This window comes from Nonomuraea polychroma, from assembly GCF_004011505.1.
In the GTDB taxonomy this organism is placed as follows: domain Bacteria; phylum Actinomycetota; class Actinomycetes; order Streptosporangiales; family Streptosporangiaceae; genus Nonomuraea; species Nonomuraea polychroma.
Map to the genome: position 1 here is coordinate 10,744,533 of NZ_SAUN01000001.1, position 15,005 is coordinate 10,759,537.

The following is a 15,005-nucleotide window of genomic DNA, read 5'->3' on the forward strand; positions in this document are numbered from 1 at the left end:
TAGTTGGTATTGCGACCAAACAAATTAGTAGAGTGTTGTCCTGACCACAAGGGATCGTTACGGTCACAGGTTGGTGAAGGAGGCCCGGGAATGCGGCATGCTGGGGTCGTCTCTTGGCGGGAACGGGGCTGATATTGATCACTTCTACGACCGGCCCGCAGCCGGCCGACTTCGCCGACGTACGGGCCACCAACCTAGCGGTCGTGCTGCGGTTCGTACGCGAGCACGCCCCCTGCTCGCGCGCCGACATCGCGGCCTCCACGGGCCTCAACAAGGCCACCGTGTCGAGCCTGGTCGCCGACCTCATCGACCGGCGGCTGGTCCGCGAGACCGGCCTGACGGAAAACCGCGTGGGCCGGCCGGCCACGATGCTGGTCCTGGACGGTTCGCCGTACGCGGCCATCGGAGTCGAGATCAACGTCGACCACGTGTCGGCCGTGGCCACCGGTCTCGCGGGGGAGCGGCTGCTGACGTGGCGGCGCTCGTTCTCGACCGGCGACTCGGTCAACCAGGGGGTGGCCAGCGTCGGGGCGATCATCAGGCGGGTGGTCAACCGCATGGCCAAGGAGGAGCGCCAGGTGCTCGGCCTGGCCGTGGCCGTGCCGGGGCTGGTCGACGTGCAGGGCACCGTTCGCCTGGCGCCCAACCTCGGCTGGCGTGACGCCGACATCGGCGGGGACCTGGCCAAGGCGCTGCGCGATCCCGGCTTCCCCATCCAGGTGGACAACGACGCCAACCTCGCGGCCCTGGCCGAGCAGCGTTTCGGGGCCCACGCCGGCGCCTCCGACCTGGTCTACCTGACCGGCGAGATGGGCGTGGGCGCGGGCATCATCCTCGACGGGCGGCTGCGCCGCGGCGGCCTCGGCTACAGCGGCGAGATCGGCCATGTGCAGCTGGATCCCGAGGGCCCCGAGTGCCACTGCGGCCGGCGCGGTTGCCTGGAGGTCATGGCGGGGATCGGCGCCGTGTTGCGCAAGGTCCCTTCCCCCGCCGAGATCCAGATCGAGATAGAGGAGTCGGTGCGCCTGGCCCGGGCCGGAGACGCCGACACCCTGGCCCTGCTGGATTCGGTCGGCCGGAGCCTGGGCCGGGGAGTGTCCGTTCTGGCCAACCTGCTCAATCCCGAGGTGGTGATCCTCGGTGGCTACTACGTGCCGCTCGCGCCGTGGTTGTTGCCGGCCGTCCACGACGAGCTGAGCGACCGCGCCATCGCCTCCGAAGCAGGGGGATGCCAGGTCGTGGCCTCGACGTTGGGCCACGACGCGGCCGCCCTGGGCGGCGCGGCAAGAGTCCTCGATTCCATTGATTCGGGAAGATTGCCCGGGGGATTGTCGCGAATCCCTTGACCTCGGTCACCGGGAAGTGCACCCTTCAGTCAACCCACCGAAATGTCCGCGTAACTTCCCCAGGCCGGTCGTCGAAGCGCTTCGACACTCTTAGAGGGATGACCATGCACGAACCCCCCTTCCGCGACCCCTCGGTTCCCCTGACCGACCGGATCGACGACCTGGTGCGCAGGCTCACGCTCGAGGAGAAGGTCGGGCTGCTGCACCAGTACCAGGCGCCCGTCGAGCGCGTGGGCCTCGGCGCGTTCCGTACCGGCACCGAGGCGCTCCACGGCCTGGCCTGGCTCGGCCCGGCCACCGTGTTTCCCCAGGCCATCGGACTGGCCTCGACGTGGGACCTCGATCTCATGAGACGCGTCGGCGAGGCCACCAGCGACGAGGTGCTGGCCTTTCACCACAAGGACCCGGCCGGGGCGGGGCTCAACGTGTGGGCGCCCGTGGTCAACCCGCTGCGTGACCCTCGGTGGGGGCGCAACGAGGAGGGTTACTCCGAGGATCCGTGGTTGACCGGAGTCATGGCCACCGCCTACGCGCGCGGACTTCGTGGGAGCGCTCCCGAAGTTCTCAAGACCGCCCCCACGCTCAAGCATTTCCTCGCCTACAACAACGAGACCGATCGCTGCACGACCTCCAGCAGCATGCCGCCGCGGGTGCTGCACGAATACGAGCTGCCCGCGTTCCGGCCGGCCATCGAGCAGGGCGTGGCCGTGGCCGTCATGCCGTCCTACAACCTGGTCAACGGCCGGCCGGCCCACCTCAGCCCGCTGATCAACAGCGTGCTGCGGACGTGGGCGCCGGACGACCTGCTGGTCGTCAGCGACGCGTACGCGCCGGGCAACCTCACCTCGCTGCAGGGCTACCACGACACGCTGCCGGAGGCGTACGCCCACGCGGTCAAGGCCGGGCTGGACAGCTTCACCCAGGACGACGACCGCAGCGAGGCCACGCTCGGGCATCTCCGGCACGCGTTGGAGCAGGGCCTCCTGGCCGAGGAGGACGTCGACGCGGCCGTGCGGCACGCGTTGTCGATCCGGCTCAGGCTCGGCGAGTTCGACCCCGCGACGCCGTACGACGACATCGACGAGAGCGTGGTCAACTGCCCCGACCACCAGGCGCTGGCCAGGGAGGCGGCGCGGCGCTCATTCGTGTTGCTGAAGAACGACGGCCTGCTGCCGCTGGCGGACGTGACCAGGATCGCGGTGATCGGGCAGCTCGGTGACACGCTCATGGAGGACTGGTACAGCGGCACCCTGCCCTACGCCGTGACCGCCCGCGCCGGGCTGGCCGAGCGGTGCGAGACCGTCTTCTGCGAGGCCGTGGACCGCGTGACGCTGACCGCCGACGCGGGACCGGTCATCGCCGACCCCGCCGGCGGGCCGCTGCAGATCAGGACGGCGGAGGCCGGCGCGTTCGACCTGTTCGACTGGGGCGGCGGCGCGTACGCGCTGCGCTCCGTGACGACCGGCCGGTTCGTGTCCGTGGTCGACGGAACGCTGGTGAACGACCAGCCGGGGCCGAACGGGTGGGAGGTGCGCGAGACCTTCCGCATGGAGGAACGGCCGCGCGGCACGCTCGCCCTGCGCCACATCTCGACCGGCTGCTACGTCGGCGCGGGCGAGGACGGCGTGCTGCGCCTGGTCGACGACGCCGACCAGGCCGTGTGGCTGGCCATGGAGGTGCTCAGGAGCGGCACCGACCAGGCCGCCCGCCTGGCCGCGGACGCCGACGTGGCGGTCGTGGTGGTCGGCGACCATCCGCTGGTCAACGGCCGCGAGACCGAGGACCGCATGACGCTGGCCCTCGCCTCCGCTCAGGACGCCGTGGTCGCGGCCGTGCGCAAGGCCAACCCCCGCACCGTCATGGTCATCACCAGCGGCTACCCGCTCACCTGGACCGACGACGAGGTGCCCGCCGTGCTCTGGTCGGCCCACGGCGGCCAGGAGTACGGCCACGCCCTGGCCGAGGTGCTCTTCGGCGACGCGGACCCGGAGGGCCGCCTCACCCAGACCTGGTACCGCTCCGAGCAGGAGCTTCCCGACCTGCTCGACTACGACATCATCGCCGCGGACGCCACCTACCTGTACTTCCGCGGCACCCCGCTGCACCCCTTCGGCCACGGCCTCAGCTACACCACGTTCGAGTACGCCGACCTGCGCGTCCGGAACGCGGACGGCGTGATCACCGCCGAGGTCACGGTGACGAACACGGGGGACCGGCCCGGTGTGGAGGTCGTCCAGTTCTACACCCATCAGCAACGCTCCCGCGTCAAGCAGCCGGTGCGCCGCCTGCGCGGGTTCGACAAGGCCCGCCTCGCACCCGGCGAGAGCCGGACCGTGACCCTGGAAATACCCGTGTCCGAGCTGGCCTTCTGGGACGTGACCAGGAACAGGTTCGTGGTGGAGAGCGCGCCGCACCAGCTCATGGTCGGCCGCAGCGCCACCGACCTGCGCCTGAGCGCCCGCTTCGAGGTCGAAGGGGAGGCCATCCCGCCGCAAGCAGGGCTGCTGCGCGCGGCCGGCCACGACGAGTACGACGCGATCACGTTCGTGGACGAGACCAGGGTGGACGGCGACGCGGTGCGGTCGGACGAGGAAGGCGCCTGGATCCTGTTCCGGCAGGTGGACCTCACCGGCGTCACGGCCTGCGTGGCCACGGCCGGCAGCAGCGAAGGCGGCATGATCACGATCCGCCGCGGCGACCCGCTCTACGGCCAGGCCCTGGCGACCTTCCCGGTGCCCAGAACGGACCGTTACGACTATCACGCCATCACGGCACCCCTTGCGGCCCCCGACGGGGTGCAGGATCTTTATGTGGTGTTCGAGAACGACGGCGTGACGTTGGTCCAGCTCGACTTCGGAGCCGGGGCTTGAGCCGGCGCACGGTCACGATCTCCGAGGTCGCCAAGCACGCGGGCGTGGCCGTCAGCACGGTCTCGTACGTGCTCAGCGGCAAGCGGACGATCTCGGCCGACACCAGGCGGCGGGTGCTCGACAGCATCAGCGCGCTCGGCTACCACCCCAACGCCGGCGCCCGGGCCCTGGCGAGCAAGCGCTCCAACGTGATCGCGCTGGTGCTGCCGCTGCGGGCAGGCATGCACGTGCCCGTGCTGATGCGCTTCGCCAGCGCCGTCGTCACGGCCGCCCGCCGCTTCGACCACGACGTGCTGCTGCTGACCGCCGACGAGGGCGCCGCCGGCATCCGCCGGGTGGCCGCGAGCGCGCTGGTGGACGCGCTGGTCCTCATGGACGTGGAGCTGGACGACCGCCGGGTGCCGCTGCTGCGCGAGCTGGCCGAGCCGAGCGTGCTCATCGGCTTCCCCGCCGAGCCGGCCGGGCTGACCTGCGTCGACCTCGACTTCCACGCGGCCGGGGCGCGCTGCGTGGAGCACCTGGCCGAGCGCGGGCACGGGGAGATCGCCCTGCTCGGGGCGCCTTCCGTGGTGTACGACCGCGGCACCGGCTTCGCCACCCGCACCCGCGAGGGCTTCGAGGCCGCCATGGCCGACCACGGGCTCAAGGGTGTGGCGCTGCCCTGCGAGGAGACGTTCGACGAGGTCTACGAGACCGTGCGCGACCTGCTCCTCGACCATCCTGGCCTGTCCGGGCTGGTGGTGCACAACGAGGCCGCGGTGGGGCACGTGATGGCGGCGTTGCGCCAGCTGAACCGGCGAGTGCCGCACGACATGGCCGTGGTGGCGATCTGCCCCGAGGACGTGGCCGAGCGCGCCAGCCCGGCCCTGACCTCGGTGCTGATCCCGGCCGAGGAGGTCGGCAGGGAGGCGGTGCGCCTCGTCATGGACAAGCTGGAAGGGCGCGCCGTGCCGGACTCCACCCTCCTCACCCCGCTGCTGGCCGTCCGCAGCAGCACCTGAGGGGCCTACAAGGCCCGCACGGCGATGCCGGGATAGTCCAGGACGAAACCCGCCTTGTCGTAGACCAGGCGGCAGGAGAACCCGTCGCCCGGCGAGACGTAGTCGTAGCTCTCGCCGTCGACCCGGGCATAGTGCTGTTCGAGGCGCTCGACGGCGAGGTCCAGGGAACGGACGTAGGCGGCGGGGGCTTCGGACGCGGCGCCCACGGCCAGCCGCATGCGGTGCACGGGGAACGCGTTGGTCATCGCCGACGACTCCAGGTCGACGTCGAAACAGCCGTCCAGGTGCGGGGCGGGTGCGCCGTCGACCAGCCAGTGGCCGTCCCCGTCGCTCTCCAGGGTGGTGCGCCGGGACCCGGTCACCCACCGTCCCGTGACCTCGGCGCGTCTCGTGATCCACCGCGAGTCGACGTCGATGGCGTAGCCGACGATCCAGGTCCGGCCCTCTTCGACGCCGGTCGTACAACCCTCGATGCGGTACCAGTCGCCCAGCGGACGGAAGTAGACCACCTCGAAGCCCGTTTGCACGTCGGCGTGCCGCCAGGCGGCGGTCTTCGGCGGAGGTGTGAAGGTCACGAACCGATCCTGCCAGGCTGTTGAGAAGGACGGCCACTCGCCACGGCCCCACGTGGGCCGCCTCGAGCTCGGGCGGCGGGTGTCTCACGCTCTCCGTCTGGCCCGGTAGGCGCTGGCTTTGGCGCGGTTCTGGCAGGACAGATCGCAGAAGCGGCGGGAAGCATTGCGCGTGGTGTCGAAGAAGACCAGGGAACACTTGCCGGCCTGACAGGCGCCGAGGCGAATGGACTGGCCGACACCGATGACCATGGCCAGTGCCGTGCCCATGTCCGCGGCCCAGGCGTCCACCAGGCCGGCATCGGCCCGGTGGAAGGCCAGTGTCGGGGGCCGGTCAGGATGGTCGTGCAGGTTGGCGACGGCCTGGTGGCGGATCAGCAGATCATTGAGCTGTGCCACGACGGCGAGGATGCGATCGCCCGCACCGAAGACCGGGCGTAGCTGCCCGGCGACCTCCGCCAGCCGGTCGGCGTCGGCGACGGTGAGCGCGCTGGGCGGGCGACCGGCCGCGGCCAGCTGGGCGTTGATGGCGGCGCGCCGTTCCTCCCCGGATTGCGGCGGCGTGACGGGCCTGCCATGTGCCGTGGTGACAGCCAGGCAGTTGACCAGAAGGACCGCCAGCTCGACCCTTCCCCCAACATAACTGTCTATTTCAGGTTGACCAGTGATGCGCCACGGATCTATCGTCACTGGCATAGTTTATATAGACAGTGAGGTGTGTGATGAGTTTCGGATCGCTCGCGCGGCAGATGTGGCATCAGATCGAGCCGGTGCATGCGACGCTCTACTTCAGCCCTGAGGCCTTCGAGGAGGCGGCGGGACTCGGCTACGACGTCATCTCGCGCTGGCCGAGCTACTTCGCCTGGCGCACGGCGCCGCTCGGCGCCGCCGGCTCGAGGCTGGTCGCCGCCACCTACTACAGTTTCAGCCCCGCGATGATCGCCGACCATGTGCCCGGCATCTGGGCCACCGCGACGCCCCAGCAGGTGCTCGACGCCCGCCTGCGCGCGATGGACCGTACGATCCACGCGTTGCCCGGCGACCTGCCCGACCTGAAAGAGGCGGCTGAGCTGGCCGTCAGGACCGCGGAGAGCATCCAAATCGGCCACCGGCCGCTGGCCGCGGCCAACCTCGACCTGCCCTGGCCGGACGAGCCGCATCTGGCCCTGTGGCAGGCGTACACGGTGCTGCGTGAACATCGCGGCGACGGACACCTGACCGCCTTGCAGGCCGTCGGCCTGGACGCCTGCGAGGCTCTGGTCTCCTTCGCCTCGGTCGGAGCCGCCCCCGTCGCCAACTTCGCCGGACGGGGCTGGAGCCCCGAGGAATGGGCAGCCGCGCGGGAACGGCTCGCGAGCCGCGGCCTCATCGATGCCGAAGGATCGGCCACCGCGGCCGGACAGGCCCTGCGCGACCAGGTCGAGCGGCTCACCGACGACCTGGCCGCCGAGCCGTGGCGAGTCCTCGGCGAGGCGAAGGCCGAGCGCCTGGCCGATCTCAACCGGCCCTTGCTCGGCGCGGTCTTCGAGTCAGGCCTGCTACCGGCGACGAGCACCCTGGGCATCGGCAAGGTACGGGTACCCGCATGAAGCTCGAACGACTCACCGGACCGGAGGCACTCGCCCGCACCGCCCAACTGGTCGACATCTACCGCACCGCATTCAGCGGCTCACCCTGGTATGAGGACGGGTACGGCGCCGCCGACTTCGCCGAGCGCCTGACCGCAGACGTCAACCGCCCTGGGTTCGCGGCGGTGCTGGCCGGCCACGACGGTGTGCCCGCGGGATTAGGCACGGCATGGCCGACCCAGAGCCCCTTTCCCACGGGTCGCGCCTACGATCGGGTACGCGCGGAGCTCGGCGACGAGGTGGAAGCGCGCCTGGTCGGGGCGCTGGAGGTCGACGAGCTCGCGGTGAGTCCGCACGCGCGCGGCCAGGGACTGGCGGGACGCATCCTCGACCTGCTGTGCGATGGCGCCGACGCCTGCTGGCTGCTCACCGCCCCGGCGGCGGTCGATGCGATCAGACTCTACGAAAAGCTGGGCTGGCAGCGCCTGACCAGGCCGGAGGCCGACATCGTGGTATTCACCCGCTGATCCCGAGCGAGACCGCCAGCGACCTCCGCGGGTCTCACCGCCGACGGATGGCGTCGTCACTTCGGCGACGACATCCTCTACACCACGCCGTGCGAGTGATCGCCGGAGAGCTCGATGCGGAACTCGGCGCCACGTCGTGGAAGGTCAGCTCGCTTCACGAACTGGTCATGATCTCGGCGCGCTTGTCCGACCATGCCTTGCGCTCGCCCATATCGATCAGCTCAGTTCACCGGCCAGATCAGATCTCTTGACCGGTCCTGCCACTCGTGGGCCCGGCGGGCCCGTGAGTCGGTCGGCCGGCCCGCATGTCCTGCCAGACCGGCCTGCCCATGAGCCTGGGCGAGGCCATCACCCACGGCACCGTGTGGGCGATGCGCCACCCGTTCAGACCATTTCCGCGGTGATGGCCCAACGCTCGTGGTCGCGCCACGCGCCGTCGATGAACTGGAAGTTGGGTGAGTAGCCCTCGCGCTGGAACCCGGCACGTTTGATCAGGTTGAGTGAGGCGGTGTTCGACGGCTGGATGTTCGCCTCCAGGCGGTGCAGCGCGAGCTCGCCGAAGGCGTACTGGACGAGCAGCCGCAGGCCCTCGGTCATGTAACCGCGGCCGGCTGTGGTCGCGTAGGCGTTGTAACCGAGGGTCCCGGCCTGATGGGTGCCCCGGATGATGTTGTTGATGTTGGCCCGCCCGGCGATCGCGCCGGTGTCCAGGCGGCAGATCACGAACCCGTCGTGCGCGGGGCCGATGAAGCGCTCGATGTAGGCGTCGAAGGCCTCAGGTGTGGTGATGGGCGTGCCGGGCATCCACGGGGCGAGGAACTCCGCGCTCTCCCTGTTCAAGGCCAGGAACTCGGAGCGGTCCCGGCGGGAGACACGGCGGATGCCGACACGGCTGCCCACGGCCAGGTAGGTCATTCAGGTGATCTTACGCCTTGATGCCGAGCTGCCCTCGTGACACGGGGACACGAGCCGGGTTTGAATCGCCTCATGGATAAGGTGCTCCCTGCGACGCTGCAGCCCGCGCTCAAGGATCTCTACGCGAACTGCGCGGTGCGGCCCACCGTCCGCTTGGCCGATGTTCGAAGCTGGGAAGAGCCGTTCGTCTGGCTGCACGCTCCCGACGGCAGCGGGCAGGGCGTGCAGATCCGCCGCGGTGGCGACACCCCGCATCAAGTGGCCGATCTCGCTGATCAGGTGCAGGAGTGGGCCGTCGAAGCCCTGTGGCTGGAGGGTTTGCCGGCAGTCTGGCCGGAATGCCCGGCGCATCCGGACACCCACCCGCTGAGCGCCACGGTCACGGGCGGCGTCGCCGTGTGGGCGTGCCCGCAGACGAAGACGGTCATCGCCGCCATCGGCGGGCTGCCCGAACGGAACGGCTGAGCAACAAGAAGCGCTCCCCGCGGGGACGGTCGTCCCGGGGGAGCGCTTTGTGATGATTGATCGGCTACCAGTCGCCGCCGAAGTCTCCGCCTCCGAAGTCTCCGCCGCCGCCGCCGAAGTCGCCCCAGCCGCCGTCTCCGCCGCCGAAGTCGCCCGCGCCGGCGTCAGCGGCGCCCTCGGCGTAGCCGGCGCCGTAGCCGCCCATGCCCCAGCCGCCGCTCAGCATGCTGCCCATCATGGTGCCGATGAACATGCCGGTCATGATGTCGCCGAAGCCACCGTAGTAGCCGTACGCGTAGGGCTGGTAGGCCGGGCCCGCGTCGTAGTAGGGCCGGCGCTGGCCGTCGACCATGACCTCGCGCATCTGCGGGTCGAAGCCGCGCTCCACGGCCTCGGCGTCCGCACGGCAGGCGGGCACGTCGCGGACGGCGCCGCCGGGCGGGGCCCAGCGCACGTCGCGGGCCGACGGGCCGTGCTGCGGGTTGAAGAAGCAGGGCGCGCGCCGCTCGGGGACCGGCTCGTTGTTGACCTTGGCCTTGACCACGGCCAGCGCGTAGCGGCCGTCCTCGAGGGTCTGGGTGACCTCGCGGACCTGGTCGACACGCTCGATGGTGGCCAGCTGGGTCTTGGCCTTCTCGTAGGAGTCCAGCGCCGTCTGCCACTCGTCGATGTGCTTGCCGCCCTCACCGGAGAGGGTGACGTCGGCGTCGACAGCGGTGATCTCCTCACCGAGCTTGGTGACGTCCTCGTCCACGGTCTGCTTGACCGCGGCCAGGTCCTTGGCCTCCTGGATGGCGCGCTTCTTCTTCTTGTTGCTGGAGTAGAGGAAGTAGCCGCCACCGCCGACCAGGGCCAGCACGCCCAGGCCGACCAGCGCGGCGGTGCCGCCGGCGCCCGGGTTGGCCTGGCTGCCGGTGTCGAGAGCCGTGCGCGTCTTGCCCGCGACGGCGGCGTCGACCCGGTTGACGAAGTCCTTCATCCCGTCGACGACGTCAGAGTTGGCAGTGACGGCGCGATTGGCCAGCTCGCCCGCCATGCCGCTCCGGCGGATGGCGCTCGAGGCGGCGAACAACGTCTGGCCGTCGAGCACCGCGATGGTGGCGCGGGGCCGGCCCGCCGCGGTCAGCGCGGAGTTGAGCGAGCTCATGAACGGCGCAATGGTGGAGTTGTCCACGGTCCCGTCGGGAAGCGCCACAGCGTAGATCTTGCTGTCGGCTCCCTTCAGCGCGTCACTGATCTCACTCTGCTGGTCCGACGTCAAGGGGGAGCCGGACACCACGTAAAGCGGATTGTTCTTCCAGTTGGACACCACCGACTGAGCGTCAGGGGGAGCCGCCGCCGCGTTGGCGGCAGGGGACAGCGCAAGAACGACGAATAGACCGACGATCAGAGCCGCGATCGCGGCCCCTGCTCGGCGCAGCGAATGGGTCATTGGCAGCAAGCCTCCTTCGCCCTTGAGGACGAATGGGCGGTCGGCAAAGTTCCTCACTGCGCACGTTACCCGCAGGAAAGCCCGCAGGCGCACACCCTCGACGAAGATCCTGGGGCTGCGAATTCTCTTACCCATCCCATTGACGTCAAGTCAAGGTCACGTGCGGTGGGTCAGGAGTCCTTGATCTCGCAGATCACCGCGCCTGACGTCACCGTCTGGCCCACGGCCGCCGTGAGACCGGTGATCGTGCCGGACTTGTGCGCGGCCAGCGGCTGCTCCATCTTCATGGCTTCCAGCACGACGACCGTGTCGCCCTCGTGCACCGTGTCCCCGTCGGCGGCCACCAGCTTGACGATCGTGCCCTGCATCGGGCTCACCAGCGAGTCCCCGCCCGCCGCGGACTTCTTGGCCGCGCCGCCGCCGCGCCGATGCGGCGCCTTGTTCGCCGCAGGCGTAGCGGCGGACGTGCCGAGCCCCGCGGGCAGGACCACCTCCAGGCGTTTGCCGCCGACCTCGACCGTCACCGTCTCGCGCGACGGGGCCTCGGTCGCGGCCACCTCCTCCGCGTATGGCGGGATCGTGTTGTCCCACTCGGTCTCGATCCACCGCGTGTGCACGGAGAACGGCGCGGACGTGAAAGCCGGGTCGGCGACGACCGCCCGGTGGAACGGCAGCACCGTCGGCATCCCGGAGATCTCGAACTCCGCCAGCGCCCGCCGCGAGCGCTCCAACGCCTCCTGCCGGGTGCGCCCGGTCACGATCAACTTGGCCAGCAGCGAGTCGAACGCTCCGGGCACCGTCTCGCCCTGCTCATAACCGGAGTCCAGGCGCACGCCGGGACCGGAGGGAGCGCGCCAGCCGGTGATGGTGCCGGGGGCGGGCAGGAAGCCCCGCCCGGCGTCCTCGGCGTTGACGCGGAACTCGATGGAGTGGCCGCGCAGGGGCGGGTCGTCGTAGCCCAGGGGCTCGCCGTCGGCGATGCGGAACATCTCCCGTACGAGGTCGATGCCGACGACCTCCTCGGTCACCGGGTGCTCGACCTGCAGGCGGGTGTTGACCTCCAGGAACGAGACCGTGCCGTCCTGGCCGACGAGGAACTCGCACGTCCCGGCCCCGACATATCCCGCCTCCCGCAGGATGGCCTTGGAGCTGTCGCGCAGCAGCGCTTCCTGCTCGGCCGACAGGAACGGCGCCGGCGCCTCCTCCACCAGCTTCTGGTGGCGGCGCTGCAGCGAGCAGTCGCGGGTGGAGACCACGACCACGGAGCCGTGCGCGTCGGCCAGGCACTGGGTCTCGACGTGGCGGGGCCGGTCCAGGTAACGCTCGACGAAGCACTCGCCGCGCCCGAAGGCCGCCACCGCCTCGCGTACCGCGCTGTCGTACAGGTCGGGGATCTCCTCCAGGGTCCGGGCGACCTTCAGCCCGCGCCCGCCGCCGCCGTACGCGGCCTTGATCGCGATCGGCAGCCCGTGCTCCTCGGCGAACGCCACCACCTCGCCGACCCCGGACACCGGGTCCTTGGTGCCCGCGACGAGCGGCGCGCCGACCTTCTGCGCGATGTGCCTGGCCTGCACCTTGTCCCCGAGCGCGGCGATCGCGGCCGGGGGCGGCCCGATCCAGATCAGGCCCGCGTCGATGACGGCCTCGGCGAAGGCGGCGTTCTCGGCCAGGAAGCCGTACCCGGGATGCACGGCCTCGGCGCCCGAGCGGGACGCCACGTCGAGCAGCTTGGCGATGTCGAGGTAGGTCTCGGCAGGGGACTGTCCACCCAGCGCGTAGGCCTCATCGGCCACCCTGGCGTGCAGTGCGTCGAGGTCCTGGTCGGCGTAGACCGCCACGCTGGCGATGCCGGCGTCCTTGCACGCACGGGCCACCCGTACGGCGATCTCGCCGCGGTTGGCGATCAGAACCTTCCGCACCGATGTCCGTCCTTCCTGTGAGAGTCAGCGGCCCAGGTACGCGCCGCCGTTGACGTGGAGCACCTGCCCGGTGACGTGCCCGGCTCCCGCGGAGGCCAGGTACAGAACGGTATCCGCCACGTCAGATGGAGTGCCAGGCCGGCCGTTACGCGTGTTCTCCACGCGGGCCCTGATGCCGTCCTCCGTGAGGCGGCCGCGGAAGAACTCGGTGTCCAGGACCAGGCCGGGGGAGACGACGTTCGCGGTGATGCCCCTGGGGCCCAGCTCGGCGGCCAGGTCGGCGGTCCAGGACTCGATGGCGGCCTTGGCGGCGCCGTAGGAGCCGGAGCCCGTGCCGCGGGCGGCGATCGAGCCGATCGACACGATCCGGCCGCCCTTGCTCATGCGCGGCGCCAGCGCGGTCGTGACCAGCACGGCGGACATCAGGTTGGCGTTGAGATTGGCCCACCACGCCTCGGCCACGTCCATCAGGTCGTCCGGCTGCCTGCGGTCGAGGTTGGTGTTGCCGCCGGCGTTGTTGACGAGCACGTCCACGCGCGACGGCAGGCTGTCGAGCGCCTCCTTGACGGCGACGGGGCTGGCGGCGTTGAAGGCCGCGTACGCCGCGCCGAGCCGTTCGGCGGCCTCTTTCAGCACGTGCTCGCGGCGGCCGGTGATCGTGACGTGGTCGCCCAGCGAGGAGAACGCCGCGGCGATCGCGTAGCCGATCCCGGTGCCGCCGCCGGTCACCACAACCTCGCGCATGCCCGGACAGCTCCCGTCAAATCCGAATCTTCCTCTGGAAGACCATAGCCGCTCGGTATAACCACGACGACGCCCGGTGTACCCCCTTTAGTGTGATGGCGCTTTCACACGGTCAGGAGGTTTGCATGAGCCAGAGTATGCTCGGCGGCGATCCCGCGGAAATGCAGCAGATGGCCAGCCAGTTCACGCAGCAGTCGGAGGCGGTCCGCACCACGATGACCGCGCTCGACCGCGAGGCCGCCAAGGTCGGCACGGCGTGGACGGGTCCCGGAGCGCAGCGTTTCCAGCAGGCCTGGCAGAACTACCGCACGGCCTTCCAGCGCATGACGGAGGAGCTCGCGGAGGCTTCTCGCGTCATCGGCACCTACCGGCAGAACATCGAGTCCGCGACGAAATGATCAACGGAACGGAGCCCTGGCGACGCGCCGCTGGGGCTTCTTTCCGTTGAACCGGGCAACGCGCCGAATCGGGCAAGCTACGCTTTTCCGCCATGATTGGTCGCGCCCTTGTGGCGAGCGTGCTCGCCCTGCAGGTTCCGCTGGCGCCCGCGACGGCCGCTCGTGAGCCCTGCAACCCGCCCAGGGGCGTCCTGGAGAGCAGCGAGTCCTGGGCGCAGAAACGGCTCGACCCCAAACGTGTCTGGTCGCTGTCCACCGGCGCCGGCGTGCGTGTGGCGATCATCGACAGCGGCGTCGACCTGCAACATCCGCAGATCCGCCTGGCAGGCAGAGCCGACCTCACCGGCACCGGCTACCGCGACTGCGTAGGGCACGGGACCGCGGTGGCGGGCATCATCGGCGCACAATACATGCAGGGCGTGCTCTTCTACGGCATGGCGCCGGGCGCGCGGCTGCTGTCGTACAAGCAGACCAACGCCGAGCGGTCCGAGGGGCTCGACCTGCTTGTGAGGGCCATCAAGTCGGCCGCCGACCAGGGGGCCGAGGTCATCAACGTGTCGATCTCGACGACGGACCAGCCCTCGCTCAAGGCGGCCGTGGACTACGCGCTCGCCAAGGACGCCGTCATCGTGGCCGCCGCGGGCAACATCAAGAGCGAGGACGGCACCCCTGTCCGCGACTACCCGGCGTCCTACGAGGGCGTCCTGGCGGTGGGCGCGGCCGGGCCGAACGGCCTCCTGTCCGAATTCTCCAACCCCAAGACGCCTGTCGCCGTGCTCGGTCCGGGCCAGGGCATCACCTCGACCTGGCCGGGAGGTTCCTACTACAAGGACCTCAAGGGGACCAGCTACGCGGCCCCGTACGTGTCCGGGGTGGCGGCGCTCGTCCGGGCCCGCTTCCCCACCCTGGACCAGGCCCAGGTGCGGCAGCGCATCATCGCGACGGCCGACGGCGCCACCGGCGCGGGGAAGGGCGCCGGCATGGTCAACCCCATGCAGGCGCTCAGCGCCGTCCTTCCCTTCGAGCCCGCGAACGCCCCCGTGGTCGCCCCGCCTCCGGCCAGCCCGCTCCCGCGTGGAGCCGTGGCAAAGGTCCCGCCCGTGGACCAGAACGCGGTCGACCTCGCCCTCATCATCGCCGGGTCGGCGCTGGGACTGGCGCTGCTCGTGGCCGCCGCCCGCGTCGTGATCCCCATGGGCCGGCGCAGGGGCTGGCGGCCCGGACGCGCCGAGTGACGGGCCTCACAGC

General features: G+C 70.5%; 14 protein-coding genes. 8 read left to right on the forward strand and 6 right to left on the reverse strand.

The genetic code is table 11. The features are described from left to right. The first annotated feature begins 134 nt into the window (after positions 1 to 134). The 3 genes from EDD27_RS50205 to EDD27_RS50215 all read left to right on the forward strand — a co-directional run bounded on the left by EDD27_RS50205 (position 135) and on the right by EDD27_RS50215 (position 5,217). On the forward strand, positions 135 to 1,346 hold the full coding sequence (locus EDD27_RS50205; protein WP_127939781.1) for an ROK family transcriptional regulator: 1,212 nt from the start codon (positions 135 to 137) through the stop codon (positions 1,344 to 1,346). A gap of 98 nt (positions 1,347 to 1,444) precedes the next feature. Further along, positions 1,445 to 4,216, forward strand: a complete 2,772-nt coding sequence (locus EDD27_RS50210; RefSeq protein ID WP_241564668.1) for a glycoside hydrolase family 3 protein — start codon at positions 1,445 to 1,447, stop codon at positions 4,214 to 4,216. Further along, positions 4,213 to 5,217 (forward strand): LacI family DNA-binding transcriptional regulator, encoded by a 1,005-nt coding sequence (locus tag EDD27_RS50215; protein ID WP_127939783.1) that lies wholly within the window; start codon positions 4,213 to 4,215, stop codon positions 5,215 to 5,217. The genes EDD27_RS50210 and EDD27_RS50215 overlap by 4 nt, the downstream gene beginning before the upstream one ends. Positions 5,218 to 5,222: 5 nt before the next feature. On the opposite strand, the gene EDD27_RS50220 is transcribed toward EDD27_RS50215, so the two are convergent. Continuing rightward, positions 5,223 to 5,792 carry a putative glycolipid-binding domain-containing protein gene (locus EDD27_RS50220; protein ID WP_127939784.1) on the reverse strand — a complete coding sequence of 190 codons (570 nt, stop codon included), beginning with the start codon at positions 5,790 to 5,792 and terminating at the stop codon, positions 5,223 to 5,225. 84 nt (positions 5,793 to 5,876) lie between these two features. Continuing rightward, entirely contained in the window at positions 5,877 to 6,479 is a 603-nt protein-coding gene (locus tag EDD27_RS50225; protein ID WP_241564669.1) for a CGNR zinc finger domain-containing protein, read from the reverse strand. A gap of 32 nt (positions 6,480 to 6,511) precedes the next feature. Here EDD27_RS50225 and EDD27_RS50230 point away from each other — a divergent pair, with 32 nt between their 5' ends. Both EDD27_RS50230 and EDD27_RS50235 read left to right on the forward strand, forming a co-directional pair. Beyond that, positions 6,512 to 7,378 (forward strand): SCO6745 family protein, encoded by an 867-nt coding sequence (locus tag EDD27_RS50230; protein WP_127939786.1) that lies wholly within the window; start codon positions 6,512 to 6,514, stop codon positions 7,376 to 7,378. Next, complete coding sequence (locus tag EDD27_RS50235; RefSeq protein WP_127939787.1) at positions 7,375 to 7,884, forward strand: GNAT family N-acetyltransferase; 510 nt, start codon at positions 7,375 to 7,377, stop codon at positions 7,882 to 7,884. Before EDD27_RS50230 ends, EDD27_RS50235 begins: the two co-directional genes overlap by 4 nt. A gap of 384 nt (positions 7,885 to 8,268) precedes the next feature. On the opposite strand, the gene EDD27_RS50240 is transcribed toward EDD27_RS50235, so the two are convergent. Continuing rightward, positions 8,269 to 8,799, reverse strand: a complete 531-nt coding sequence (locus EDD27_RS50240; RefSeq protein WP_127939788.1) for a GNAT family N-acetyltransferase — start codon at positions 8,797 to 8,799, stop codon at positions 8,269 to 8,271. A gap of 72 nt (positions 8,800 to 8,871) precedes the next feature. Between EDD27_RS50240 and EDD27_RS50245 the strand changes: the two genes are divergently transcribed. Continuing rightward, positions 8,872 to 9,264, forward strand: a complete 393-nt coding sequence (locus tag EDD27_RS50245) for a hypothetical protein (protein ID WP_127939789.1) — start codon at positions 8,872 to 8,874, stop codon at positions 9,262 to 9,264. A 64-nt stretch (positions 9,265 to 9,328) separates the two neighbouring features. Here the strand turns inward: EDD27_RS50245 and EDD27_RS55150 are convergent, their stop codons facing one another. The 3 genes from EDD27_RS55150 to EDD27_RS50260 all read right to left on the reverse strand — a co-directional run bounded on the left by EDD27_RS55150 (position 9,329) and on the right by EDD27_RS50260 (position 13,359). Next, a complete protein-coding gene (locus EDD27_RS55150) occupies positions 9,329 to 10,696 on the reverse strand; it encodes a hypothetical protein (RefSeq protein ID WP_164904148.1) in 1,368 nt (455 codons plus the stop codon). Between the two features lie 170 nt (positions 10,697 to 10,866). Next, on the reverse strand, positions 10,867 to 12,615 hold the full coding sequence (locus EDD27_RS50255; protein WP_127939790.1) for an acetyl/propionyl/methylcrotonyl-CoA carboxylase subunit alpha: 1,749 nt from the start codon (positions 12,613 to 12,615) through the stop codon (positions 10,867 to 10,869). Between the two features lie 24 nt (positions 12,616 to 12,639). After that, complete coding sequence (locus tag EDD27_RS50260; protein ID WP_127939791.1) at positions 12,640 to 13,359, reverse strand: SDR family NAD(P)-dependent oxidoreductase; 720 nt, start codon at positions 13,357 to 13,359, stop codon at positions 12,640 to 12,642. 125 nt (positions 13,360 to 13,484) lie between these two features. On the opposite strand from EDD27_RS50260, the gene EDD27_RS50265 reads away from it, so the two are divergent. Both EDD27_RS50265 and EDD27_RS50270 read left to right on the forward strand, forming a co-directional pair. Then, entirely contained in the window at positions 13,485 to 13,757 is a 273-nt protein-coding gene (locus EDD27_RS50265) for a WXG100 family type VII secretion target (protein ID WP_164904149.1), read from the forward strand. A 92-nt stretch (positions 13,758 to 13,849) separates the two neighbouring features. After that, positions 13,850 to 14,992, forward strand: coding sequence for a S8 family serine peptidase (locus tag EDD27_RS50270; protein ID WP_127939792.1), 1,143 nt, complete (start codon positions 13,850 to 13,852; stop codon positions 14,990 to 14,992). Positions 14,993 to 15,005 lie beyond the last annotated feature (13 nt).